At 61.5% G+C, this 24,338-nt stretch carries 21 protein-coding genes; 7 read left to right on the forward strand and 14 right to left on the reverse strand.

Annotation, left to right across the window (positions count from 1 at the left end):
- Window positions 1-127 precede the first annotated feature (127 nt).
- Complete coding sequence (gene typA, locus FBAL_RS00495; RefSeq protein ID WP_013343612.1) at window positions 128-1,954, forward strand: translational GTPase TypA; 1,827 nt, start codon at window positions 128-130, stop codon at window positions 1,952-1,954.
- A 63-nt stretch (window positions 1,955-2,017) separates the two neighbouring features.
- Here the strand turns inward: typA and FBAL_RS00500 are convergent, their stop codons facing one another.
- From FBAL_RS00500 to FBAL_RS00515, 4 genes are all read right to left on the reverse strand, one after another.
- Window positions 2,018-3,100 (reverse strand): hypothetical protein, encoded by a 1,083-nt coding sequence (locus FBAL_RS00500; protein ID WP_013343613.1) that lies wholly within the window; start codon window positions 3,098-3,100, stop codon window positions 2,018-2,020.
- Window positions 3,101-3,103: 3 nt separating this feature from the next.
- Entirely contained in the window at window positions 3,104-3,958 is an 855-nt protein-coding gene (locus FBAL_RS19425; protein WP_013343614.1) for an aminoglycoside phosphotransferase family protein, read from the reverse strand.
- A 219-nt stretch (window positions 3,959-4,177) separates the two neighbouring features.
- The gene (locus tag FBAL_RS00510) at window positions 4,178-5,197 is read right to left on the reverse strand and encodes an AraC family transcriptional regulator (RefSeq protein WP_013343615.1); all 1,020 of its coding nucleotides are present in this window, start codon (window positions 5,195-5,197) and stop codon (window positions 4,178-4,180) included.
- Window positions 5,198-6,073 carry a GGDEF domain-containing protein gene (locus FBAL_RS00515; protein ID WP_013343616.1) on the reverse strand — a complete coding sequence of 292 codons (876 nt, stop codon included), beginning with the start codon at window positions 6,071-6,073 and terminating at the stop codon, window positions 5,198-5,200. It abuts the gene before it with no gap.
- A 303-nt stretch (window positions 6,074-6,376) separates the two neighbouring features.
- Between FBAL_RS00515 and FBAL_RS00520 the strand changes: the two genes are divergently transcribed.
- A complete protein-coding gene (locus FBAL_RS00520; RefSeq protein WP_013343617.1) occupies window positions 6,377-9,103 on the forward strand; it encodes a TonB-dependent receptor in 2,727 nt (908 codons plus the stop codon).
- A gap of 13 nt (window positions 9,104-9,116) precedes the next feature.
- The gene (locus tag FBAL_RS00525) at window positions 9,117-10,898 is read left to right on the forward strand and encodes a phytase (RefSeq protein WP_013343618.1); all 1,782 of its coding nucleotides are present in this window, start codon (window positions 9,117-9,119) and stop codon (window positions 10,896-10,898) included.
- A gap of 48 nt (window positions 10,899-10,946) precedes the next feature.
- On the opposite strand, the gene FBAL_RS00530 is transcribed toward FBAL_RS00525, so the two are convergent.
- Window positions 10,947-11,579: a DUF2959 domain-containing protein gene (locus FBAL_RS00530; protein WP_013343619.1), complete on the reverse strand. Its 633-nt coding sequence runs from the start codon at window positions 11,577-11,579 to the stop codon at window positions 10,947-10,949.
- Window positions 11,580-11,589: 10 nt separating this feature from the next.
- Complete coding sequence (locus FBAL_RS00535; RefSeq protein WP_013343620.1) at window positions 11,590-11,811, reverse strand: hypothetical protein; 222 nt, start codon at window positions 11,809-11,811, stop codon at window positions 11,590-11,592.
- Between the two features lie 144 nt (window positions 11,812-11,955).
- On the opposite strand from FBAL_RS00535, the gene FBAL_RS00540 reads away from it, so the two are divergent.
- The 3 genes from FBAL_RS00540 to dtd all read left to right on the forward strand — a co-directional run bounded on the left by FBAL_RS00540 (window position 11,956) and on the right by dtd (window position 13,833).
- Window positions 11,956-12,792, forward strand: a complete 837-nt coding sequence (locus tag FBAL_RS00540; protein ID WP_148226787.1) for a virulence factor BrkB family protein — start codon at window positions 11,956-11,958, stop codon at window positions 12,790-12,792.
- The gene (locus tag FBAL_RS00545; protein WP_013343622.1) at window positions 12,789-13,319 is read left to right on the forward strand and encodes a YbjN domain-containing protein; all 531 of its coding nucleotides are present in this window, start codon (window positions 12,789-12,791) and stop codon (window positions 13,317-13,319) included. Before FBAL_RS00540 ends, FBAL_RS00545 begins: the two co-directional genes overlap by 4 nt.
- Before the next feature lie 76 nt (window positions 13,320-13,395).
- Window positions 13,396-13,833, forward strand: coding sequence for a D-aminoacyl-tRNA deacylase (gene dtd / locus FBAL_RS00550; protein ID WP_013343623.1), 438 nt, complete (start codon window positions 13,396-13,398; stop codon window positions 13,831-13,833).
- Between the two features lies 1 nt (window position 13,834).
- Here dtd and FBAL_RS00555 read toward each other — a convergent pair whose 3' ends face one another.
- Window positions 13,835-14,698 (reverse strand): chemotaxis protein, encoded by an 864-nt coding sequence (locus FBAL_RS00555; RefSeq protein ID WP_013343624.1) that lies wholly within the window; start codon window positions 14,696-14,698, stop codon window positions 13,835-13,837.
- 120 nt (window positions 14,699-14,818) lie between these two features.
- On the opposite strand from FBAL_RS00555, the gene FBAL_RS00560 reads away from it, so the two are divergent.
- A complete protein-coding gene (locus tag FBAL_RS00560) occupies window positions 14,819-15,262 on the forward strand; it encodes a thioesterase domain-containing protein (RefSeq protein WP_041251114.1) in 444 nt (147 codons plus the stop codon).
- 40 nt (window positions 15,263-15,302) lie between these two features.
- Here FBAL_RS00560 and FBAL_RS00565 read toward each other — a convergent pair whose 3' ends face one another.
- From FBAL_RS00565 to gmk, 7 genes are all read right to left on the reverse strand, one after another.
- The gene (locus tag FBAL_RS00565; protein WP_013343626.1) at window positions 15,303-16,166 is read right to left on the reverse strand and encodes a DUF3014 domain-containing protein; all 864 of its coding nucleotides are present in this window, start codon (window positions 16,164-16,166) and stop codon (window positions 15,303-15,305) included.
- 69 nt (window positions 16,167-16,235) lie between these two features.
- Window positions 16,236-18,308, reverse strand: a complete 2,073-nt coding sequence (recG, locus tag FBAL_RS00570; protein ID WP_041251115.1) for an ATP-dependent DNA helicase RecG — start codon at window positions 18,306-18,308, stop codon at window positions 16,236-16,238.
- Between the two features lie 92 nt (window positions 18,309-18,400).
- Complete coding sequence (locus tag FBAL_RS00575; protein ID WP_013343628.1) at window positions 18,401-20,047, reverse strand: AMP-binding protein; 1,647 nt, start codon at window positions 20,045-20,047, stop codon at window positions 18,401-18,403.
- Between the two features lie 212 nt (window positions 20,048-20,259).
- Window positions 20,260-20,967 (reverse strand): tRNA (guanosine(18)-2'-O)-methyltransferase TrmH, encoded by a 708-nt coding sequence (trmH, locus tag FBAL_RS00580; RefSeq protein ID WP_013343629.1) that lies wholly within the window; start codon window positions 20,965-20,967, stop codon window positions 20,260-20,262.
- Between the two features lie 66 nt (window positions 20,968-21,033).
- A complete protein-coding gene (spoT, locus tag FBAL_RS00585) occupies window positions 21,034-23,139 on the reverse strand; it encodes a bifunctional GTP diphosphokinase/guanosine-3',5'-bis pyrophosphate 3'-pyrophosphohydrolase (protein ID WP_013343630.1) in 2,106 nt (701 codons plus the stop codon).
- Between the two features lie 15 nt (window positions 23,140-23,154).
- Complete coding sequence (rpoZ, locus tag FBAL_RS00590; RefSeq protein WP_013343631.1) at window positions 23,155-23,433, reverse strand: DNA-directed RNA polymerase subunit omega; 279 nt, start codon at window positions 23,431-23,433, stop codon at window positions 23,155-23,157.
- 59 nt (window positions 23,434-23,492) lie between these two features.
- A complete protein-coding gene (gmk, locus tag FBAL_RS00595; RefSeq protein WP_013343632.1) occupies window positions 23,493-24,116 on the reverse strand; it encodes a guanylate kinase in 624 nt (207 codons plus the stop codon).
- Window positions 24,117-24,338 lie beyond the last annotated feature (222 nt).

Consider the following 24,338-nt stretch of genomic DNA (forward strand, 5'->3'; position numbering starts at 1 on the left):
GGTATTTGTCGCAGTTTTAATCGCTATCCATTAAACTTGCCGCCCAGAATTTACCCCGCGGAGGGGTTCGCCCGGTCTTTCCTCAAGATCGGGTCTTTTCGTTTGTACCCCTTTGCATGGAGAGATCATGAGTATCGAGAACTTGCGTAACGTGGCGATCATCGCCCACGTTGACCACGGGAAAACCACCCTGGTTGACAAACTGCTGTCCCAATCAGGCACCCTGGATGCCCGCGTGGCCCTGGATGAGCGCGTGATGGACTCCAACGACCTGGAGAAAGAGCGTGGCATTACCATTCTGGCGAAAAACACCGCCATTAAATGGAATGACTACCGCATCAACATCGTGGACACCCCTGGACACGCCGACTTCGGTGGTGAAGTAGAGCGTGTTCTGTCCATGGTGGACTCCGTACTGCTGCTGGTTGACGCGCAGGAAGGTCCGATGCCGCAGACCCGCTTCGTAACCCAGAAAGCCTTTGCTCAGGGTCTGAAGCCGATCGTGGTTATCAACAAGATCGACAAGCCGGGCGCGCGCCCTGACTGGGTAATGGATCAGGTGTTTGACCTGTTCGACAACCTGGGTGCGACCGACGAACAGCTGGACTTCAAAGTGGTGTACGCCTCTGCTCTGAACGGCTGGGCCTCTGCTGAAGAGGGCGAGACCGCTGAAGACATGACCGCCCTGTTCCAGACCATCGTTGACGAAGTGTCTCCGCCGTCTGCGGATCCGGAAGGTCCGTTCCAGATGCAGATCTCCCAGCTGGACTACAACAGCTACGTGGGCGTTATCGGTGTAGGCCGTGTTTCCCGTGGCCGCGTTAAAGTGGGTCAGCAGGTTACCGTACATGGTGCCAACGGCATCACCCGTAACGGCAAAGTGGGCCAGGTTCTGGGCTACATGGGCCTGGAGCGCCACGAAGTGGGTGAAGCTCAAGCTGGCGACATCATCGCCATCTCCGGTCTGGGTGAACTGAAGATCTCCGATACCGTTTGCTGCCCGACCGAAGTGGAAGCGCTGCCGGCCCTGTCTGTTGACGAGCCGACCGTAACCATGACCTTCCAGGTGAACACCTCCCCGTTCGCGGGTCAGGAAGGCAAGTACGTGACCTCCCGTAACATCCTGGAGCGTCTGCAGAAAGAACTGGTGCACAACGTGGCTCTGCGCGTCGAAGAAACCGATGATCCGGACAAGTTCAAAGTGTCCGGCCGTGGTGAACTGCACCTGGGCGTTCTGATTGAAAACATGCGTCGTGAAGGCTTCGAGCTGGCGGTATCCCGTCCGGAAGTGATCATGCGCACCGTAGACGGCGAGCTGCAAGAGCCCTACGAGACCGTAACCGTTGACGTTGAGGAAGCCCACCAGGGTTCCATCATGGAGAAGCTGGGCCTGCGTAAGGCTGAGCTGACCGACATGTCTCCGGACGGCAAAGGTCGTATCCGTATGGACTTCATCATGCCGTCCCGCGGCCTGATCGGCTTCCAGACTGAGTTCATGACCCTGACCTCCGGCACCGGTCTGCTGTACCACACGTTCTACGAATACGGTCCGCACAAAGGCGGCAACATTGGCCAGCGCATCAACGGTGTACTGATTGCCAATGCTACTGGTAAAGCTCTGACTAACGCCCTGTTCAACCTGCAGGAGCGTGGCCGCCTGATGGTAGGTCACGGTACTGAGGTTTACGAAGGTATGGTGATCGGCATCCACAGCCGTGACAACGACCTGACCGTAAACGCCCTGAAGGGTAAGCAGCTGACCAACATGCGTGCGTCCGGTACCGACGAAGCTCAGGTTCTGACTCCGCCGATCCAGCTGACTCTGGAACGTGCCCTCGAGTTCATCGACGACGATGAGCTGGTGGAAGTGACCCCGGAGAGCATCCGTATCCGTAAGAAGCTGCTGACCGAATCCGATCGTAAGCGCGCTTCCCGCGAAGGCAAAAAAGGCTAAGGCCGGTTTGCGGTAAAAAAGGCACCCCACGGGGTGCCTTTTTTTGTGCCGGGCTGATCGGGTTCAGCGCTGTCCCAGGTCGATATGGAAGCCCACGGAGTCCTCCAGTTTGTCCTTGAGGTCGCTGCTGTTGCGCTTGATGTTGATGGCGTCGCAGCTCTTATAGGGGTTGGACTTGGCGTAGTCATTGATGACGATACGTCGGCCATGCACCAGCCCCATGATCAGCTGGTCATAGCGGATCCCCAACCGTTCAAGCTGAGCCACGGTGACGTCACGGTACGCCTCCTTGCGGGAGGTGGTGATGATGATCTGGACGGTGCCGCTGGCGTGCAGGGCGTTAAGCGTTGCGACGTTGTCGGCGATCGCCTCGGTGGTGCCCCACTTGGGCTCGGTAAACTGGGCCGAGTTGCGCACCAGAGTGCCGTCGAGGTCCACAAACAGCGTGGAGTAGTGGGCCTTGTAGGCGTTCCACTCCTTGATGGTGCCCCAGTCGACGTAGTCGCTCACCAGCTGATGGCCAAAGGTCTCCCCATCGGACACCATCTGGAAAATCATGTGGGACAGGTAGAGGTCCGGCTCCGCCTGCAGGCGCTCGAAGCAGGCCATAAACTGAGCCGCATCGGCAAAGCCGTAGCCACCGACGCAGAAGGTGCTGGAGACGATCTGCTTTTCGACGATGTTGATGATGTGGCCATCGGCGTTCACTTCCAGATAGCTCTTGTTGCGGGCGTTGACGTTGTCCAGCGAATGCAGGTCGTAGCAGGCCACCAGGTTGCCCGGCCGCGGGGTGTCCACAAAGTAGTTGTCGGAATCTTTGATGTAGATGGGCCCCTCGATGTGGGCCTGCTCAATGGCGCGGGCGACGGTTTCCGGCTGATGGCGGGTCTGCGCCTCCAGCAGCACAAATTCGACCCGGTCGTCGATCCCCAGGGCCTCAAACTGGGCGGTCAGCGCCGCAACAAACCCGTACTCCTGCTCATGCTGCGCCAGCCCCACCAACACAATGCGTCGCACGTTACTCAGGTCGAGCCCCTTGATCGCCTCCACCACCATAAAGTCCCCCTGGGGATGGGTCAGCATCCACTTGGGTTTCATATCGGGAAAACGGGAGGAGCGGCCGGCGATGGGGATGATGATGTTCATAGGCTAAAAACCAAGTTGAGTGAGGGTGTTGTGGGTGAAGTCGGACACCTGGGGCTGGTGTTCATAGGGGAAGATGCGGGCGATGTTGATGCCCTGAATCAGGGTGTAGTGCTGGCGATACCAGGGGTAAGCGTGGAAGTGCTGGTCGATCTGCTGGTCGAGGTAGCGCATCACGATGCGGTAGCGGGCGCGGTCGATGCGGGCCCGGGTCATCAGCCGTGACCAGTGAAACTGGGTGTCCTGTCGCACCTTGGCGATGTCCACCAGCGGAGAGTCCAGATAGCTGTCGAGGAAGTCGAACAGGCCGATGCGGCTGGCGTCCTGGCTGACCATCAGGTTGGCCAGAGTGAGGTCGCCATGGTTGGGGCCCAGTGGCAGCACCACCGGCTGCGCCTTGACCCGGCGGGCCAGAGCGGCCAGTTGCGCCTGCTTAGCATCGCGATTGGCCAGCCCGGGCAGTTGCCGGGCGATGGCATCCAGCTTGTCGAGAAAGTGTTGGGCGGGCACTTCCGTCAGCGTCGCTTCTGCCAGTTCCGCTTCAATAAAATCGATAAGGTGGCGCGCCAGCCGGTCGAGTTTGGCCAGCGAAGCGGTGGCAAAGAACTGGCTGTAATCCTGATAGTTCAGGTACTCCATCCAGGCGCAGTAGCCCTGAGGGGAGGGTTGCTCAGCAACGATTGCGGGGATGTGTACGCCGGGCAGGCGATTGCGGCGGGCGGCGCAGCGCTGTTTGTCGATTTGGGCACGCAGTCGGGGCGCGTAGGCGGCGGTGGTGGCGCGCTTCTGCACCACGATAACGCCATTACGCTGGGTCAGGCTGAGCTGGCAGCCTGAGTTGCCGCTGACGGTGGGTTTCATCGAGGCGGTCGGTTCCTTTCTTGCTGGCACTGCCGAGTAAACGGATTAGTGCGCTCTGCGGCAAAATGCCGGGACGACAGCGCGTTCGCACTGACAACATCCCATCATAGGGAGGGATGGTCCAGTCTCGCGTTAATCCGATCACAAAATCAGCGGGTTAAACCGCCGTCCAACAAGGGTAGTGCGTGATGACTGAACCGGGACCAAATGACCGGGTAATCAGGTTAACCGGGAGAATTGGCTGGGCAGCAGCCCGGTCCAGCGCTTGAAGGAGCGACGGAAATTGCCGCCGTCGGCGAACTGAAGCTGGCGGGCCACATCGGCGTTGGCGGCGCCCTGAATGCTGAGCAGATACAGGGCCTGCCCCAGCCGGGCCTGATCCTGCAGGGGCTGGAACGCCAGCCCAAACGCTTTAAGCCGCCGCTTCAGGGTCGCGGGGCTGGTGGCCAGGTCTTTGGCGACCTGAGGCAGCGCATCGCCCTGATGCTGGGGGCGCTCAAGCCGGGCCAGCACGGCGGCGGGCAGGCCCCGCTGCCAGGGTTCGGCCTGAAGCCGTTGCCGGCATTGGCGCCAGGCCAGCTGGAACCCCGCCAGATCGGCGCCAGGCAGGGGGCGCTGCAGCTCAACCCGGGGCAGGCTGATGCGGGTCATGGCGGCGCCAAACTGCACCTCCGGGCCCAGGTATTTCCAGTAATGGTGGGGATGGGCCGGCGCCGGGTAGGGCAGCTGGATGTGAAAGTGGAGTGGCTGCGGTGAAAGGCGCTTAGCGGTGGCGGTCAGGGTGCTGAGGGCAAGTTCCAGCAGAAATTGATGATGAGTCTGCAACCCCAGGTCGAGCTGCAGTTGCCAATGGCTGTGATCATCCTGATGCCAGCGGGTGGGCCGTAGCCAGGGTTGGCTGAGCCAGTGGTAACGACCCCAAAAGCTCAGCGCCCGCTCGAGATCCGGCGCACAAAGCAGGCCATTGGTCAGGGCACCACTCTGGCTGGGCAGCCAGTGCTGGCCCAACAGAAAAGCCAGATCATCCCCCGGCCACAGTTTGCGGGCGTTGCTGAGCAGGGCGCAGAGCTGGCGTGGCGATACCCGCAGGCCAGGGTGCTGCAGGTCGGTGGCAAACAGGCCGGTGCCACGCAACAGCGCTTCGCCGTCCAACTGGCGCAGGCGAAACAGTTGCCAAAGCCCCAGCGGCAGCAGCTGACCATCCATGCACTTGTCCTGCCACAGCGCCAGCCGCTTCATTCAGCCTGCCTTCGCCCATTGCCGATGCGCTTTGGCATCGATCATCCGCTGGTTCAGCTCGGCCAGCAGCGACTGGGCCTCGAAAGGCCCCTCGCCCCGATACAGGTACACCGCAGTCACGCTGATCCGAGGCTCCGGCAGCTGCTGCCTGAGGTGTTCGGCCAGGGCTGCGGCCAGGGAAGCCGGGCAGCGGGGCAGCAGCACCACAAAGCGGTCTCCGGCGTAGCGGCAGATCAGGTCACAGTGGCGGACTTCGTTCGCCAGGGCGTGGCTGAACCGGTGCAGCAATTCATCGCCGGCGGCCATGCCGTGGTCGTGGTTGAAGCGGTGGAACTGATCCAGGTCCAGCATCATGACGCTGCAGGAGGTGCCTTTCTGGGCAAGGCGCTGCAGGTGCGCGTCAAAGGTACGGGCATCGCACAGTTGGGTCAGGGGGTCGATGTGGTCGGCTTCCCGCAGGAACTGCTCCCGGGTTCGCAGTTGCTGATTGATGCGCAGCTGCTCCTTACGCCAGCCCCACAAGCCAATGGTCAGGCTGATCAGGCCCAGGGGCACCGGGCCTTTCTCCAGCAGGGCAAACCCGGTTGGCAGAGTGTCGAGGCGGACAAACTCATCCAACAGGTCCACCACTGAACCGCAACCGAATGCCAGCAATCCGGCCAGCAGCCAACGGGTGATTCGGCCACCGGGACGGGCTTGGGCCACCATCACCAGCCAGGTACTGATCAGCACCAGCAGACTGGTTTCCAGGGCAATGTCCCACCAATCCCAAATGGCCAATGGCTTGGCGTCCGCCCGGGCCAGAACCAGTGCGCTGATGCCAAGCATCAGTGCTATCCACAGCCCGATGATGCGCAGGGTGCGTGTTCGTTCCATCACGATCTCCTTATCTGCCCAGCAAAGTAACGTTGGCGTGTGACGCTTTTGCGACAGCGGGGTGGGGCAAATCGGCTCAGCCGATATGGCGTCGCGACTGTCATAAAGCGGCGCGAGTGGACTGAGGCCGATTCAGACCACGGTGGCGCGCCGGTGGGGCCGGGGCAAATTGGCTCAGGTCCGGCGGGGATCCACCAAAAAGGCCCATTCCGACAGGATGTTAATAAAAAGTGTCACGGCTTCGTCATCTGCTCTCACTAGCTTGCCCCGGCGTGAATCGCAGCCAATTTCAAGGAAGCCAACATGTGGAAGTTGAACACCTACCTGCTGCTGCTCGGTGCCGGTTTGTGCGCCAGCGTAAACGCCGCAGGACGCGTTGAGGGACAGGTAACGGATGCCGACAGCCGCCTGCCACTGGCCGGGGCCCAGGTGAAGATTGAGGAGCTGGGACTGTCCCAGTCCGCCGGCCGGGATGGGCGATTTCTGTTTCCTCAGGTCGCTCCGGGCCAATACACCCTGGTGGTGGATTACCTCGGGGCGGGCAGCGCCCGACTGGTGATCGATGTGGTGGACGAGCAGACCCTGCGCCAGAGTGTCACCCTGACCGGCCCCACCGAGCGGATTGAGGTGGTGGGCCAGCGCGGCTCGTTGAGTCGCTCCCTTAACCGTCAGCGCGCAGCCGACAATCTGGTCAGCGTGATCAGTGCGGATGCGCTGGGCCAGTTCCCGGACACCAACGTCAGTGAAGCCCTGCAACGGGTGCCGGGGGTGTCGATTGAGCGTGACCAGGGCGAAGGCCGCTTTGTTCGGGTACGGGGTATGGCACCGGACTACAACGCGGTATCGATGAACGGAGCCCGCCTGCCGGCGCCGGAGAATGACCGCCGGGCCGTGGCGCTGGACGTCATTCCTTCCGATCTGCTGGAAACTCTGGAGGTAACCAAAACCCTGACCCCGGACATGGACGCGGACTCCCTTGGTGGTGCCGTTGAGGTCAAGAGTCTGTCCGCCTTTGACCGCGACGACACCTACCTCAACCTCAGTGCTGAAGGCAGCTACGACAGTCAGACCGAGAACACCAGCCCCAAGCTGGCGGCCACCTACAGTGACCGCTATGCAGACGATAAGGTTGGCATGGCGCTGGCCCTGAGCTGGTATGACCGTGAGTTCGGCTCCGACAACGTTGAAACCGGTGGTAAGTGGGACTTTGATGATGCTGCCCTGCTGGAAGAGGTGGAGCAGCGGGACTACCAGATCCAACGCGAGCGTCTCGGGGTCGGGGTCAATCTGGATTTTCGTCCCAACGACAACAATGACCTCTATCTGCGCACTCTCTACAGCCGCTTTACCGATGATGAAACCCGTAACGCCAACGTGGTGGAGTGGGAGGAGGGGCAACCCCAGGACAGTGCTGCGCCCGCCGATGTGACCCGAGAACTGAAGTCCCGTACCGAGGAGCAGGAGATCGCCTCGCTGGTAGGGGGTGGAGAATGGCGTGGCGAGCGCTGGACCCTCAACTATCAGGGCAGCTGGAGTCGGGCTGAAGCCGACAAACCGCGATTTATCGATGGCGCCAAGTTTGAGGCGGGTGTTGAGGATGTGGGTTACCAGGGCACCCGGGACATCCGCCTGACCGCCCCGGATGCGTTCTATGACCCCGCTGAGTTTGAGCTTGCTGAGGTGGAGATTGGCGAAAGCGCTGCCCGGGATACTCTGGCTGAAGGGAAGTTTGACGTCTCCCGCGATCTGGGCCTGAACCGCTATCCGGGTGCCATCCAGTTTGGCGGCAAGTACAGCGCCCGTGAAAAACGCAATCGTGAAACCGTTTGGATCTACGAAGACTTTGAAGAGCAGGGTGTAGACCCGGCGCGACTGTCGATGGTGGGTTACGCCGGCAGTGAACTGGACTACCAACTTGGCCGGTTTGGTCCGGGCATCGAAAGCGCTGGCGTGTGGGAGCTGGTCAACAGCCTGAGTGCCGATGACGCGCTGGACGAGGTGGAGTCCACCATCAACGATTTTGACATCGATGAAGACCTGGCAGCCGGTTACCTGATGGGCCATCTGGATGTGGGTCAATTGCGCTTGTTGGCCGGGGTGCGTTACGAACGGGTGGACCGCGATGCCCGGGGTTATGGCTATAACGATGTGACCGAAGCCTTTGAGCCGGTGCGGGTGGAGAACGACGAAGAGCACTGGCTGCCCGGTGTGCACCTGAAGTATCAACTGGGGGAGAAAACCCAGATCCGTGGTGCCTGGAGCAACACTCTGGTGCGTCCCACCTTTGGTCAGTTGGCGCCGGGCTTCCTGATTGAAGAGGACGACGGTGATCTGGAGGTGGCCTTTGGTAACCCTGAGCTGCAATCCCTGGAATCGATGAACTGGGACCTGGCGATTGAGCACTACCTGGGGGGCGTCAGCGTGCTGTCCGCCAACCTGTTCTACAAGGACATCGAGAACTTTATCTACCGCGCCGACCTCGGCGGTTGGGGCGCCTACACCGACTTTGCGGTGGCGGACACCTTCGTCAACGGGGATGACGCCGAACTGTACGGTGCCGAGCTGGCCTACGTTCAGCAGTTTACCTTTCTGCCGGAACCGCTGCAGGGCCTGCTGTTCAGCGCCAATGCCACCTGGAGCGACTCCACCGCCCGCATCGACTGGGTTGATGACGGCCAGCGCCAGGGGCGGGACATTCCGCTGCCGAGCCAGTCTGACCTGACCGCCAACGTGTCGCTGGGGTATGAAAACGCCTACGTCAGCCTGCGTCTGTCCGCCGCCTACAAGTCCGAGTATCTGGTGGAAGTGGACGCGCTGGACGATGCCGCTTTCGACATCTACGAGGATGAGCACCTGCAGTGGGATCTGGTTGCCAAGGGCTTCGTCACCACCGACTTTATCGTCTACTTCAAGGCCATCAACCTGACCGATGAGCCCTTCTACACCTACACCGGCCAGAGCAGCTACAACGCCCAGTACGAACAGTATGGGCGGACCTTCCAGCTGGGCGTGCAGTACACCAATTTCTAACGGAGCAGAGACAGTGAAATGGAATGCAATTGGGGCTGCGATGCTGGCCCTGTGGATGAGCCCGGCAGAGGCCGTAGAGCAGGGCAGCCAAGGGGCCCGCTATCAGGATGGTTGGTTACTGGCCAGCGAACGGGAGGGTCTGGTCTGGCAGCAGGGGGACCAAACCCGTACGGTATTGCCCGGCCGGTTTGAAGCGTTGGCGGTGGCCGCAGATCTTGCTCTGACCATCGAGCTGACCGAGGACCGGGTAGTGCCGGTGAAGCTCACCGCGACCGGGGCGCAGGCGCTGTCCCCGTTGCCGCAACGGACGTTTCAGGTGGAGTGGTTGTGCCTGCAACGTCACGCCGACTCCGACTCGCTGTATGCCTGGATTGGTGGTGAGCGGGGCTGGGCCGAGCAGTGGCTGATGCAAAGTGGCCGTCACTGGCAACCAACCCTGATGCGCACGTTGCCGGTGCCGCCGGATGCCAGTGCTTGTGCCGTTGACAGCGCCGCCCAGCAACTGCTGGTGGTGGACGCCTCAGCGGGGGTCTGGCGTTATCCCGCCGCCTCCCATGCGCCGCTGGAGCGGGAACTGCTGCTGGCGATGCCGGACGCCGGGCTGACCGCCATCAGCATCGATGAACAGCGCGGCTTGTGGTTGCTGGACGAGAGTGGCCATCTGTATGACGGTGACGGTAACCGCACCGGGGTGCGCTTTGACGACCACGGCGAATGGGAGGGATTGGCGGTGGCCGCTGGCCAGGCCCTGGCCTATGACGATGAGCGTGGCCGGTACGTCTGGCAGCCCCTGAAGACCCGGGGGGTGACACCACTGGAGCCGGTCGATGCCATTGCCGAGGCTCCGGCCTGGGTGGAGTCCGATGTGGCGGACCGCCCCGGTGACACCATGGATGATCCGGCCATCTGGGTGCATCCCACCCACCCGGAGCGCAGCCGCATTATCGGCACCAACAAGCGCTGGGGCCTGCTCAGTTTCGATATGGCCGGCAACACCGTGCAGGCCTTGGCGGTAGGGCGGGTGAATAACGTCGACATCCGCCAGGGGGTAAAACTGGGGGGGCAGCTTCGGGATGTGGGGGTGGCCAGTAACCGCGATGGGGATACGCTGACACCGTTTCTGATCGATGCTGAAGGCGAACTCGCGCTGCTGCCCGACCTGCCCACAGACATCGAGGAGATCTACGGTCTCTGCCTGTACCAGCCGGCGAACGATGAGCTGCATGTGATCGCTAACGGTAAGTCCGGTGAGATGGTGCAGTATCGATTGGATTGGCGCGATGAGGTCTTGCGTGCCACCGAGCTGCGCCGTCTCTGGTTACCCAGTCAGCCTGAAGGCTGTGTGGCGGATGACCGGGCTCACCGCCTGTTTGCGGGCGAGGAGGATGCCGGGATCTGGTTGTTTGATGCCCGTCCGGATGGCGACAGCCAAGGTGTGATGATTGCCGAAGTGGGCCCCAATCTGGTGGCGGATGTGGAGGGGATGGACCTTTACCACGGTGATAAGGGCTACCTGGTGGTATCCAGCCAGGGCAATGACAGCTACGTGCTGTACGACAGCGAGCCCCCCTACGCCTACCGCGGCCGCATGCGCATCGGTAACCATCTGAAGGCGGGCATCGACGGCTCCGCGGAAACCGATGGGCTGGCGGTGACAGCGGCTCCGGTCGGCAGTGGCGGCTGGGCCAGTGGTATGCTGGTGGTTCAGGATGGCCGCAACCGGATGCCGGATGGGTTCCACAACTTTAAGTGGTTGCCGTTCAGCGAAGTGCTGAAAGCCGCAGGCATTGAGTAAGCACAAAAAAGCGGGCCTGTTGGCCCGCTTTTTTAATGGGAAATCGGCTCAGGGGTTGAGGGTCTGGATAAATTTGTCGGACTCGGCAATGGCCCGGTTCATCTCGGCGATCACCCGCTCCACCTCCTGCTCCAGCACCCCGAACTCTTTACCCACGGCACCGATGGCGCGGGCATTCAGGTTGTGTTTCAGGTAGAGCTCATTGTCCTTGAGTCGCTTCAGCACCGGCTCCATCTTGTCCTCGGCCTGACGCATCGCCCGCAGCATGGCGTCGTAGCGGCGACGGGTGTCGCGCAGCTGAGATTCGCTGTCACGGCGCAGGCTGGCGGACTGGTACTGCGCCAACTCGTCTTCCCACTCATCGAACATCGCTTCGGCTACATCGGCCACGGCGTTGATGCGGCTGCTGACGTCGGCGGCGGCATCGGCGGAGTCTTCATATTCGCCCTTCACTTTGTCGTAGGCCGCTTCCAGATCGCCGCCGTCGAAATTGATCAGGGTTTTCATCTGCTCCAGCGCCGAGCTGAATTGCTCCTGCGCCTCCTGCTGGCTCTCCTGGGCGTCTTCAACCCGGTCCACCAGAATCTCCCGCTTGTGGTAGCCCACCTGCTCAGCAGCGGCGTAATAAGCGCTCTGACAACCGGTCAGGGCCAGAACAAACAGCAAGGGTAACACTCTCACAATGAGCTCCTTAACCGCGATAGCGGGCAGCGTCGACGATGCACCAGATGTGCAGCGGGATGGCGATGATAAAGGGGACGTACAACACCGCCGCCAGGGCATAGAAACCGCCGACAAAGATAAAGAACAGGAACGCCGCCAGAATGCGGCCCTGAACCAGCTGGCCCAGGCCAGCAATAAAGAAACTGCAGATGGCGGCCAGCACGTTTCCGGCGGAACCTTGTTGGGTCATAACCCCCTCCTCAATGCGTCTCGCCAGAGCGAATAACGCGAAGTACAACAATAAGTAAATGTTGGTCCAATGTTGTATGCTGCCGCCATAACCTTTGAATTGGAAGCATAGATGAACCGGTTACAGGACTGGGTGCGCCAACTGATGCAGTTGAGCTGGCGCGAGGTGCTGGGCTTTTTCCCCTATCTGTGGCGCCGAGTTGGCGAAAATGGGCTCCAAGTGACGGCGGGTCACCTGGCTTATGTCTCTCTGCTGTCGCTGGTGCCGATGCTGGCGGTGGTGTTGTCGGTGTTCTCGGCGTTCCCCGGTTTTGCCGGTGTGCGAGCCGATCTGGAAGCCTTCGTCTACAACAACTTTGTCCCCACTGCCGGGGAAACCGTGCAGCTCTACCTGAGCCAGTTCGTGGATAACGCGTCGAGGATGACGGCGGTAGGGGTGCTGTTTCTGGCAGTGGTCGCCCTGATGTTGATCAGCAACATCGATAAGGCCCTGAACCGCATCTGGCGGGTGAAGACCCGGCGTCGTGCCATCTACTCCTTCTCCATGTACTGGATGATCCTGACCCTGGGGCCGATGCTGATGGGCGCCAGCATCGCCGTGACCTCCTATCTGGTGTCGATGAAGCTGTTCTCTGACACCGGCCTCAGTGGCGCCTATGCTTTCCTGATTGCGCGCTTGCCGTTCCTGTTGTCGGTGAGTGCCTTTGCTCTGCTGTACCTGCTGGTGCCCAATACCCGGGTGCGCTTCCACCATGCGGTGATCGGTGCCTTTGTGGCGGCGTTGCTGTTTGAGGCGGGTAAGCGGGGCTTTGCCTGGTACGTGACCCAGTTTCCCTCTTATGAGGCGATCTATGGTGCCTTGGCCACCATTCCGATCCTGTTTCTCTGGGTCTACCTGTCCTGGCTCATCGTGCTGTTGGGGGCGGAAATCACCGCAGCACTGCCGGAGCACTTTCACCTGAACGACAAGGAGTCATCATGAAACGATCCATTGCCGCTGTGCTGCTCTCCACCGCACTGCTGGGCGGTTGTGCTTCCCTGACCTCGTCCGGCACCATGCTGGACCTGGCGGGTAAGACCAACCAGGAAGCCACTGACGCGCTGGTGACGGCGTTGACCGACAAGCAGTACAAGGTGCAGCGGGTCAGTGGTCAGAGCCTGATGGTGGAGTACGACAACAGCCACTTTATGATGCAGCCGAAGCTGACTGAAGATGGCCTCGACCGCATCGTCATCACCAAGTATTACGTGCTGCACCCCGACCTGGCGCAGACCCCGGAGCTGCTGCTGTTGATCGGCCAGCTGAACCAGCGCATGGACTTTGCCAAGTTCGTGTTGATCGAAGAGGGCCGCGGGGTGGAAGTGCGGGGTGCCGCCACCTTTGTCGACACCATCAGCGTCGAGGAACTGACCCGCTTTATGGATTGGACCGACGCCGGTCTGCGGGCGCTGCGTGAAGCCTTCCCTCAGGCCACGCCGGCCGCTAAAGAGGTGCGTTTCGGCGCCTGAGCCAAGCTTGCAGTTTGAAACCGGGCCAGCGATGATGGCCCGGTTTTTTTATGGGGTTATGAGGAGTGCTGGTGCGATGATCGCCCTGATCCAACGAGTGAGTGAGGCCCGGGTTGTGGTGGCCGGAGAAACCATTGGCGCCATTGAGGGCGGTCTGCTGGTGCTGCTGGGGGTGGAGCGTGACGACGATGAAGCGCGCCTGCGTAAGCTGGCGGACAAGGTGATGAAGTACCGCATCTTCTCCGATGCCGACGGCAAGATGAACCTGAATGTGCAGCAGGCGGGCGGGCGCTTATTGGTGGTAAGCCAGTTTACCCTGGCGGCTGACACTGAGAAGGGGCTGCGTCCCAGCTTCTCCAGTGCCGCCCACCCCAGCGAGGCTGAGCGCCTCTATGAAGCCTTTGTGGCCTATTGCCGCAGCCAGGGCATGGCGGTGGAAACCGGCCAGTTTGGCGCCGATATGAAGGTCTCCCTGACCAACGACGGTCCGGTGACCTTCTCCCTGCGCGCCTGATTCAGGCGCCGGCACCGCGGCCGATGGCGGCCAGCAGGGCGTGCGGGTCGAACTTGGTTAACCCCTCGTTGGCGCCCGCCGCCTGGGTGATGCGCTCGCAGATCACCGGATTCAGCGAACTGTGCAGGATCACGTAAGCCGGGCGCAGGTGGTCATCGGCGCGCACCGACAGCGCCAGTTGGTAGCCATCCAGTTCCGGCATCTCAATGTCTGAAACCAGGATCTGCACCGGTGTGCCGGCGTCGGCCTCGCGCTTGAGCACGCTCAGTGCCGCCCGGCCATTGGGGGCGCTGAGATAATCGATTTGATGCGCCTCCAGCGCGCGGGCCATCTGCTTGCGGGCGAAACGGGAGTCGTCGCAGATCAGGATTTTCTGGGCGCGAATGCGGGCCAGGCTGGCCGGGTCGAGTGCGGGGATGGTGGTGTCACCGGGATGGATCTCGCCGACAATGCGCTCCAGGTCCAGCAGTTGAACCAGGCGGTTCTGCTCATCCCGGAATACGGCGCTGCTGAAGGTGCGTTGGCCCAGCCCCTTGGGCAGTGCAGCGATGGCGGCAATTTCCACCGCATGAATCGCCTCAATGGTGCCCACCAGCAAGCCATAGAGTGTGCCCTGAATCTCGCAGACCACCACGCTTTGCGGCGGCTCCCCGGTCAGGCCGATGGCGCGGTTCAGGTCGACCACTGCCAGGGTTTCACCGCGCAGGGTCAGGGTGCCGGCGATGGCCGGATGGCTGCCGGGCAGGCGGTTAAACTGACTGAGGGTGACGATTTCGCGCACCTTCAGAGTGGAGAAGGCGAACAGCTGGTTGTGGGCCAGGGAGAACACCAACAGTTCCTGACGGGCGGCAGAGCCTTGATCCATATGCAAAACGTCCTTGGGGCAGGGAGAGGCTACCGTGCCATCGCTGGCGAGGGAATGTCCAATGGTCAGTGCAGTTTTGCGGCCCAGATCCGCTAATCTGGCGCCGGTTGATTGGAGAAGATGATGCACACTCAATGGATTCAGCAGCTGACCGCGCTGTGGCACAGCACCATTCCCATTGCGGCGCAGATGGGGATCCGCGCCACCGACTTTGATGGCGACACCCTCACCACTGAGGCGGATTTCGCGGCCAACCAGAATCTGCACGGCACCATGTTTGCCGGCAGCATCTACAGTCACGCCACGCTGACCGGCTGGGGCCGGGTCTGGCTGGCGCTGCAGGCCCAGGGGCTGGCGGGGGACATTGTTCTGGCGGAGGGACAAATCCACTACCGCAAGCCGGTCACTGAGGCTCCCCAATGCCGCTGCACGGCGCAAGCCGTCGACCTGTCGGCACTGCGGGAGGGCCGCAATGCCCGGGTGTCACTGACGGTGACACTGGGCCAGGCTGCCCGCTTTGAAGGTCGGTTTGTGGTGCTGCCCGTTGTGCCCTCCGAGCCATAAAAAAACCGGCCTGATGGCCGGTTTTTCTGTCTGTTGCCCGTTACTCGTTGAGGGCGGCCTTAAAGCGGCGCAGCAGTGATTTGACCTTGCGGGCGTTATCGGGGCCCATGCGGATCATCACCTTCTGAGCGTCGCTGAGCTCCTCGATGGCCGGGTCAGCAAACTGGTAGTTAACGCTGTGGCTCAGCAGCTCCAGCGGGGTGTCGTACTCGGGAGCGGCCAGCAGCTCGTCCATGCCATCAACGATGGCGGAGCGGAACTGACCGGCGCCGTAACCCAGCTCCTGGAAGGCACTCTCCATCAGCGGTTCAACCAGCATAAAGTGGTCACGCAGCTTGGTTTCATCCAGTCGGTAGAGGAACTCGGCGTACTGGTCGAAGCGGCGGTAGCCCTCAGGGTCGAGATAGAACTTGCCGTTCATCTCCAGGGCTTTGAAGTTGTCCTTCAGCGGGGTGAACGGCCCCTGCTGACGCATCACCTCGCCACCGGCCAGGTTGTCGACAAACACCACGAAACGACGCACCAAGTTGTCGTCCTGCAGCGCACCACCCAGCTGCATACCATCGCTGACGGCATTGATCTGCTCTTTGGCAAAATCGTCGCTGTCGTTCAGGGGCGGCAGCGGATCGGGCTCGGGCATCGGCTCGGGGGTGGGTTCCGGGATCGGTTCCGGCTCAGGCTCCGGTTCCGGGATCGGCTCCGGCACAGGCTCGGCGGGCAGGGGCTGCTCCGGCAGTGTCGGCTCAGGGGCCGGCAGGGCAGGGACAGGCTCGGTTGGCGTCGGGGCCTGGCTGTCGCGCATAAAGAAATACCAGGCGCCACCACAGGCCAGGATCACCAGGATCACCAGCACCATGGCCATCTGATTGGTACCGTTGCGCTTCGCGTCGTCATCTTGATACATCTTAAGATCCTATCTCCCTGATTGTTCCTACCATTTTGGTCAAATCCCTGAGTCTGTCCAGTGACATCCTCAGGCCTGACTGTAAATTTCTCGTCCACCGAGCCAACGATCGATGATGGCGGGCACCCGGGAAGGGTAGCGGTCCATCAGGTGCTGGGCCAATCGCTGAACCTGTGGGATCAGCGCGGCATCGCGCACCAGGTCGGCGATCTTGAGGTCTGCCAGGCCGGTCTGACGGGTGCCAAGCACCTCGCCGGGGCCGCGGATCTCGAGGTCGCGCTGGGCGATAACAAAACCGTCATTGCTCTCCCGCAGCACCCCCAGGCGGGACTGGGCGGTTTTGGAGAGCGGTGGATGGAACAGCAGCACACAGTGGCTGGCGACGGCGCCCCGGCCCACCCGGCCCCGAAGCTGATGCAGCTGGGCCAGCCCCAGGCGCTCCGGGTTTTCGATGATCATCAGGCTGGCATTGGGCACATCCACCCCCACCTCGATCACCGTGGTGGCCACCAGCAGGTGCAGTTCATTGGCTTTGAAGGCGTTCATCACCTGCTGCTTTTCGTCCGCCTTCATGCGGCCGTGTACCAGGCCGATGTTCAGCTCCGGTAACCGCTCGGCCAACTCGGTGGCAGTGTCTTCGGCGGCCTGGCACTGCAGGACTTCGGACTCTTCAATCAGAGTACAAACCCAATACGCCTGGCGGCCATTGCTGCACGCCTGTCGCACCCGTTCGACCACGTCGTCGCGGCGACTGTCCGGGATCGCCACCGTGGTGATGGGGGTCCGGCCGGGCGGCAGCTCGTCGATCACCGAAACATCGAGATCGGCGTAGGCGGTCATCGCCAGGGTGCGGGGGATCGGGGTGGCAGTCATGATCAGCTGGTGCGGGTAACAGCCGTCCTTCAGCCCCTTCTCACGCAGGGTCAGGCGCTGGTGCACGCCAAAGCGGTGTTGCTCATCGACAATCACCAGCGCGAGGTGGTGGAACGCCACCTGACTCTGGAAGATGGCGTGGGTGCCCACCACCATACGGGCTTCGCCACTGGCGATGCGCTCCAGTGCGGCTTCCCGGGCTTTACCCTTCAGTTTTCCGGCCAGCCAGGCCACCGGCAGGCCCAGGGGCTCAAACCAGTTGGCGAAGGCCTGGGCGTGCTGCTCGGCCAGCAGCTCGGTGGGGGCCATCAGCGCCACCTGATAGCCCTGGGAGATGGCGTGCAGGGCGGCCAGAGCGGCCACCAGAGTCTTGCCAGAGCCCACATCGCCCTGAACCAGTCGCATCATGGGTTCACTCTGGTTCAGGTCGGCGGCAATCTCGTTGACCACTCGCTGCTGGGCCCCGGTGGGCTGGAATGGCAGGGCGGCGAGGAAGCGCTGCAGCAGGTTGGTGTCCGGTTGCAGAGGCAGGGCCTTATGGCTGCCGGAGTCCGCCCGCAGTTTCAGCATCGACAGGTTCTGGGCCAGCAGCTCCTCCATCACCAGTCTCTGTTGGGCCGGGTGCTCCCCGGACTCCAGTTGGGTCAGGCTGGCGTCCGGCGGTGGGCGGTGGATAAAGTGCAGGGCATCCGACAGGGGCAGCTGATGTGGATAGAGCCCCTCCGGCAGCAATTCCGGCAGCGGGTGATGACGCAGCAGAGTCAGGGCTTCGTCGGTCAATTTGCGCAGAATCGCCTGCTTCAATCCCTCGGTGGTGGGATAAACCGGGGTCAGGCTCTCCTCCAGCAGAGGGTGGGTATGTTCGCCCAGAACATGGTACTCCGGGTGCACCATCTCAATATGACGCATGCCCGCGCGGGCTTCGCCAAAGGCGCGCACCCGGGCGCCGACCACGAAGCTGTCCTTCTGGGCCAGAGCAAAGTTGAAGAAGTGGAGACTGATGGTGCCGCTGCCGTCGGCCAGCTGCACGGTCATGCGGCGGCGTCTGCCATAACTGACGTTGGCGGAGAGGACTTCGCCCTCGACAGTGGCATTCTGGCCCGGCGTCAGGGCGGCGACGGGCCAGATGCGGGTACGGTCTTCGTAACGCAGCGGCAGGTGCAGAAGCAGGTCGCCGACACTGCGAACCCCCAGGCGGAGCAGTTTCTCCGCCAGCTTGTCACCCACCCCCTTGAGGGTGGTGACGGGCAGGGTGTTGAGTTTGTCCACCGAAGCCGGTGTGGATGTGGTCACGGGCGGCGATCCGAAAATACTGTAAATATGATCAGATAATAGCAGCCCGCGCCTGTGGGATCAGCCCCTTAGAGTTCGGCTTCCCACATCACTTTATTGCCCTTAAGACCGGCGACGCGATCACTGAAGCGCTGCTCCAGAACATGGCGTTTGATCTTCAGGGTCGGGGTCAGCACTTCGTTCTCCACATCCCAGGGCTCAGCGACCACCAGAACGCCACCCAGGGTCGCGTGGCTCTCCATCTGGCCGGAGACCATGTCGGCGGTCTCCGCCAGCGACTGGCGCACCTCGTCACGGGGCATCAGGCTGGCGCCTTCGGACAACTGCACCAGCGCCACCGGGTAGGGCAGGCCGGAGCCGATCACGCACACCAGCTCGATGTGGTTGTTCTGGGCCAGCTTGCGCTCCAGTGGCACCGGCGCCACAAACTTACCCTTGGCGGTCTTGAAGTTGTCTTTGACCCGGCCGGTGATGGTGACGAACTGCTCGTCATCGATGGTGGCCTGGTCGCCGGTGCGGAAGAAGCCGTCTTCGGTAAAGGCTTCGGCGGTGGCTTCCGGGTTTTTGTAGTACTCGGTAAACAGGCCGGGGCTCTTGAACAGCAACTCCTGATTGTCGCCAATCTTCACTTCGCACTCAGTACCGGGCTTGCCCACAGTGCCGACCTTATCGGGGCGGTAGGGGAAGTTGAGGGTGGCGTAGGCGCCGTTCTCGGTCATGCCCCAGGCTTCGGTGATGTCCATGCCGATTTTGCGATACCAGTGCAGCAGCGCGGGGGATACCGGGGCGGAACCACAGCCCAGCACCTTGGCTGCGTTGAGGCCCAGCTGGGTGCGGATCTTGCGGGCCACCAGGGCGCTGATGATCGGCAGTTTGAGCAGCAGGTCGAGCTTGGACGCGCCAACCTTATCAATGATGTTCTTCTGGAACAGGGTCCAGAGTCGCGGTACCGACAGGAAGAAAGTGGGCTGGGCCACTTTGACGTCGTCGACAAAGGTGTCCAGGGCTTCGACAAAGTAGACGGTGCCGCCGCTGTAGAAGGCGGTGCCTTCGATGTAGACGCGCTCGGTGATGTGGGCCAGAGGCAGGTAGGAGATGACCCGGTCCTGCGCCGTGGCGCCGAGGTGGTTGGACACGGCAGTGCCAGCCCAGGAGTACGCGCGGTAGGTTTCGACGGCCCCTTTGGGGTTACCGGTGCTGCCGGAGGTGTAGATGATGGTCATGATGTCATCCAGCTCCGGACGGGCATCGTCCAGCGGCTCACTCATCTCCAGCAGCTGATGCCACTGGTACTGCACCGGCAGGGTCGGGAAGCTCATGTCAAAGCGCAGCAGGTCCTGGCTGATGGCATCGGCCTGCAGCTCAGGGTTGTCCAGTTTGCCGATAAAGATCGCCTTGGCTTCGGAGTGCTTGAGCACGTAGCGAATGGTATCGGCGTTGGCGGTGGGGTAGATCGGGATGCTGATAAAGCCCCCGGCCTGCAGCGCCAGATCGGTGATAAACCATTGGGCGCAGTTCTTTGAGAGGATGGCGACCTTATCGCCCCGTTTCAGTCCCAACTGGCGCAATGCACCAGCCAGTCGGTAGGCGGCTTCACGGGTCTGGGCCCAGGTGAGGTCATGCAGCTGACGTTCCCGGGGTTGGCGGAGGAACACGGTATCTCCCTGTACCGCGCACCAGTGATCCAACATCTGAAGAGGCGTTTGTAAGGTCATGCTGGCTTCCTTAGCGTGTTATCGTGCTTTGTTGTTGTGGCCGGTGTGCGGCGCTTTATTGATTCCCTAGTATGGCGAGTTAATCTGGGCTAGGCGAAGTAAAAACGGGTCTAACCAGTGGATAAACTAACGGTTTATTCACAAACTTGGTAGCGAAACGGTGGGGAATTGCACAAAAAGCAACGGCCCTTTCGGGCCGCATTAATTGGGGGTCAGTCGTCCAGGTGCTGCCAGGCAGACGGGCTCATCTGCACCTTCTGCCACCACGCTTCCGGGGCCTGGATCTGGCCCTCCTCATCGATGCGCGGGTAGGGCAGGCCCTTCTGGCGGCAGATCCTGGCGAAGATGGGGTGGCCCCCTTCAAACAGCAGACGCTGGCATTCCGCCTCATCAAGTCGACGCTGACCATACATGCCCGCCGCCTGGCGCTGACGCTGGGCTTCATACAGCAGCAGGGCAGAGGCCACCGACACATTGAGGGATTGCACCATCCCCACCATCGGCACAATCACGTCATGGTCCGCCAATGCCAGCGCTTCCTGGCTGATGCCGGTTTTCTCCTGGCCCATCAGGATGGCGGTGGGCTTGGTGTAGTCGATACTGCGAAAGTCCACGGCCTTCTCGGACAGGTTGGTGGCGATCACCTGCATCCCCTGCTCACGCATTCGCGCCACCGCATCGCCGATGCTCTGGTGGCGATTCACCTTAACCCATTGCTGACTGCCGGTCGCGGTACCGCCGCGCAGGCGATTGTCTTCGCCAAGAAACACCGCGTGAACTTCGGGCACACCGATGGCATCGGCGGTTCGGATCATGGCAGAGAGGTTATGGGGCTTGTGCACGTCTTCCAGGCAGATGGTCAGGTCAGGCTGACGCATATCCAGCATGGCGTTGATTCGGGCGAGGCGTTCGGGGCTCATGGATCGTCCTTGTGTTAGCAAACGAGGGCCAGAGGCCCTCGAAAACAATGCAATGGATGACCGCACTCAGCTGCGTGCGCGGGCGGCCTTCAACACTTCCGGCATCACCCGGATTTTGCGCAGTACGTTGGCCAGGTGCACCCGGTTCTGTACCGTCAGGGTCAGGTTGATGACGTAGATGCGCCCATCCTTCTCATCGGTGTTGAGATTGTGGATGTTGGCGTCGGCACCGGCAATGATGGAGGTGAGCTTGGCCAGCGCACCCTGGTGGTTGACGATCTCGATGCGCAGGCCGGTGACGTACTCGGCGCCAGGCTCATCGGTCCATTCCACCGGCAGGAACTTATCGGCTTCCTGCTCCAGGTTGCGGCGGATGTTGCGGCAGCTGTCGATGTGCACCACCAGGCCCTTGCCGGGGCTGACGTGGGCCACCACGTCGTCGCCGGGAATGGGGCGGCAGCACTTGGCAAAGGAGACCAGCATCCCCTCGGCACCCTTGATCGCCAGCTTGCTGTCCGGATTGTTGGCTTGGCTGGCACTTTCGCCACGCAGGCGTTGTGCCACCACCAGGCTCATCAGGTCACCCAGGCCGATGGCGGCCAGCATATCGTCCAGACTGTCGTGGCGGGATTCGCTGATCACCTGTTCCAGCTGGGCGGGTGGGATGTCGCTCAGGTTCAGTTCGCCAAGGGCGTGGTTCAGCAGACGCTTGCCCAGGGCGATGGATTCGGTCTGTTCCAGGTTTTTCAGCACCTGGCGGATCTTGGTCCGGGCTTTGGCGGTCACCACAAAATTGAGCCAGGCGGCGTTCGGACGCGCACCGGGGGCGGTGATGATCTCGACGGTCTGGCCCGAGGACAGCGGCATGCTCAGCGGGTAGGCGTGGCGGTTGACCCGCGCGCCGACGCAGCTGTTGCCGATGTCGGTGTGTACTGCGAAGGCGAAGTCCACCGCGGTGGCGCCCAGGGGCAGTTCCAGGATCTTGCCGGTGGGGGTAAAGACGTAGATCTCGTCCGGGAACAGATCGGACTTCACGCTTTCAATGAATTCGAACGAGTTGCCGGCGCTTTGTTGCAGCTCCAGCAGGCTCTGCATCCACTTGCGGGCCCGCACCTGAGTGGTGGTGGCTTCCGCTTCGCCCTTGTTCTTGTACAGCCAGTGGGCGGCCACGCCTTTGTCCGCCATCTGGTCCATATCTTCGGTTCGGATCTGCACCTCAACCGGCACTCCATGGGGGCCGAACAGGGAGGTATGCAGGCTCTGGTAACCGTTGGCCTTGGGGATGGCGATGTAGTCTTTGAAGCGGTTGGGGCGCGGCTTGTACAGGGTGTGCATGGCACCGAGCACCCGGTAACAGGTGTCGATGTTGGCGACAGTGATCCGGAAGGCGTAGATGTCCATCACCTCCTGGAACTGCAGCTCCTTGTTGACCATCTTGTTGTAGATGGAGAACAGGTTTTTCTCACGGCCCTGTACGGTGGCGGGGATGCCGCTCTCTTCGAGGCGACCGGCGATCTCCGCTTCGATGCTCTGCATCAACTCTTTGCGGTTCCCCCGGGCAGCCTGCACCACCTCTTTGAGCACCCGGTATCGCATCGGGTAGAGGGCGCGGAAGCCAAGATCTTCCAGCTCGTTCTTGATGTTGTGGATACCAAGACGATTGGCCAGGGGGGCAAAGATTTCGAGGGTCTCCCGGGCGATGCGGCGACGTTTGTCGGGACGCAGCGACCCCAGGGTACGCATGTTGTGAGTGCGGTCGGCAAGCTTGATCAGGATGACGCGAATATCCTGCACCATCGCCATCACCATCTTGCGGAAGTTCTCCGCCTGGGCTTCTTTGCGATCGCGGAATTTCAGCTTGTCGAGCTTGGAAACCCCCTCAACCAGCTCTGCCACCTGGGCACCAAACAGCTCTGCCAGGTCTTCCTGGGTCAGTTCAGTGTCTTCGATAACATCGTGGAGGAGGGCAGCCATCAGCGTCTCGTGATCAAGACGCATCTCGGCGAGGATGCGGGAAACCGCAACCGGGTGGGTAATATAGGGGTCGCCGCTGGATCTCAGCTGCCCGTCGTGGGCATCACGCGCCGTGATATAGGCTTGTGTGAGCTGTTCAACCTGCTCGGGTTCCAGGTAGCTGGCAGCCAGTTCCTTCAGGCCTTCAAACAGGTACAACGGCGACCTCCGGAATTACAGGGTACGACCTTCGGCGATCGCGGCAACGGCAGCCAGTTCGGCCGCTTCTTGCTCGCGCTGCGCCTGACGCTCTTGCTCGTCCAGGGCGGCAGAGTTGATCAGGCCTTGCTCGATTTCGCGCAGGGCAACCACGGTTGATTTATCGTTTTCCACTTCCACCAGCGCCTCTTTGCCCTGTACGGACAGTTGGCGAGCGCGACGTGCCGCTACCAGGATCAGGTCAAAACGGTTGCCGATCTTGTCTACGGCGTCTTCTACAGTAACCCGTGCCATTACGAGGAGCTCCTGATTAAGTTGGAAAAAAATGACGCAAAATTGTACATGAATGTCGGCTAGTCTGCCAACAGATCATCTAGCATACCACCGTGTGCCTCAACCTGCCTAGCAAGGCGAGTGCGCTCTGCGCAAACAATGGCGCGTAACTCACTCAAAGCGGTATCAAAATCGGCGTTCACCAGCAGGTAGTCGAACTCACCGTAGTGGGAGATTTCGCTCTGGGCTTCCGCCATTCGGCCGGCAATGATCTCGTCGCTGTCCTGACCGCGGCTGCGCAGACGGCGTTCCAGCTCGGCCCGGGAGGGCGGCAGAATGAACACGCCGATGGCGTCCGGGATCTGCGCCTTGACCTGACGGGCGCCCTGCCAGTCGATGTCGAGGAACACGTCGATGCCGCGATCCAGAGTTTGCTCGATGGTGATGCGGGAGGTGCCGTAGTAGTTGCCGAACACTTCCGCCCACTCGAAGAAGGCGCCCTGTTCGATCAGCGCTTTGAACTCGTCAACGTCAACAAAGTGGTAATGGACGCCATTCTCCTCCCCCGGGCGCATGGCACGGGTGGTGTGAGACACGGACACCTGCATGTCGGCCGGTTTGTCGTTCAGCAGTGCGCTGATAAGGGAGGATTTCCCTGCGCCACTGGGGGCAGAGAGGATAAAAAGGTTACCACGACGTGCCATGGTGCTCGGGATCCTGACGCTGGGGGCAGGAACACAGTGTAGCGCCTGCCAGGGTTAGGTCGGGGCAGGGCCCCAACGGCAAAATTTGAGGCGCGAAATGTTAACACGGCTGTGGCGACGGGCCAAGAAGCGTTCGCCAGAACAAAAAGTGCGCCAGATCCGGTTATTTTAATCGCCCACTCAGATTGTGGTAATTGCTTCTATTCGTTTTTGACTTTTGCG

This window comes from Ferrimonas balearica DSM 9799, assembly GCF_000148645.1.
Lineage (GTDB): Bacteria > Pseudomonadota > Gammaproteobacteria > Enterobacterales > Shewanellaceae > Ferrimonas > Ferrimonas balearica.

What these genes read in the sequence shown, in the direction of transcription:
- FBAL_RS00555 (WP_013343624.1), bottom strand. Translation starts at nt 14,698, where the DNA reads ATGGATCAAGGCTCTGCCGCCCGTCAGGAACTGTTGGTGTTCTCCCTG.
- FBAL_RS00545 (WP_013343622.1), top strand. Translation starts at nt 12,789, where the DNA reads ATGAAACGATCCATTGCCGCTGTGCTGCTCTCCACCGCACTGCTGGGC.
- dtd (WP_013343623.1), top strand. Translation starts at nt 13,396, where the DNA reads ATGATCGCCCTGATCCAACGAGTGAGTGAGGCCCGGGTTGTGGTGGCC.
- FBAL_RS00540 (WP_148226787.1), top strand. Translation starts at nt 11,956, where the DNA reads ATGCAGTTGAGCTGGCGCGAGGTGCTGGGCTTTTTCCCCTATCTGTGG.
- FBAL_RS00515 (WP_013343616.1), bottom strand. Translation starts at nt 6,073, where the DNA reads ATGGAACGAACACGCACCCTGCGCATCATCGGGCTGTGGATAGCACTG.
- rpoZ (WP_013343631.1), bottom strand. Translation starts at nt 23,433, where the DNA reads ATGGCACGGGTTACTGTAGAAGACGCCGTAGACAAGATCGGCAACCGT.
- typA (WP_013343612.1), top strand. Translation starts at nt 128, where the DNA reads ATGAGTATCGAGAACTTGCGTAACGTGGCGATCATCGCCCACGTTGAC.
- FBAL_RS00510 (WP_013343615.1), bottom strand. Translation starts at nt 5,197, where the DNA reads ATGAAGCGGCTGGCGCTGTGGCAGGACAAGTGCATGGATGGTCAGCTG.
- FBAL_RS00500 (WP_013343613.1), bottom strand. Translation starts at nt 3,100, where the DNA reads ATGAACATCATCATCCCCATCGCCGGCCGCTCCTCCCGTTTTCCCGAT.
- FBAL_RS00520 (WP_013343617.1), top strand. Translation starts at nt 6,377, where the DNA reads ATGTGGAAGTTGAACACCTACCTGCTGCTGCTCGGTGCCGGTTTGTGC.
- FBAL_RS00560 (WP_041251114.1), top strand. Translation starts at nt 14,819, where the DNA reads ATGATGCACACTCAATGGATTCAGCAGCTGACCGCGCTGTGGCACAGC.
- FBAL_RS00575 (WP_013343628.1), bottom strand. Translation starts at nt 20,047, where the DNA reads ATGACCTTACAAACGCCTCTTCAGATGTTGGATCACTGGTGCGCGGTA.
- trmH (WP_013343629.1), bottom strand. Translation starts at nt 20,967, where the DNA reads ATGAGCCCCGAACGCCTCGCCCGAATCAACGCCATGCTGGATATGCGT.
- gmk (WP_013343632.1), bottom strand. Translation starts at nt 24,116, where the DNA reads ATGGCACGTCGTGGTAACCTTTTTATCCTCTCTGCCCCCAGTGGCGCA.
- FBAL_RS00565 (WP_013343626.1), bottom strand. Translation starts at nt 16,166, where the DNA reads ATGTATCAAGATGACGACGCGAAGCGCAACGGTACCAATCAGATGGCC.
- FBAL_RS19425 (WP_013343614.1), bottom strand. Translation starts at nt 3,958, where the DNA reads ATGAAACCCACCGTCAGCGGCAACTCAGGCTGCCAGCTCAGCCTGACC.
- FBAL_RS00535 (WP_013343620.1), bottom strand. Translation starts at nt 11,811, where the DNA reads ATGACCCAACAAGGTTCCGCCGGAAACGTGCTGGCCGCCATCTGCAGT.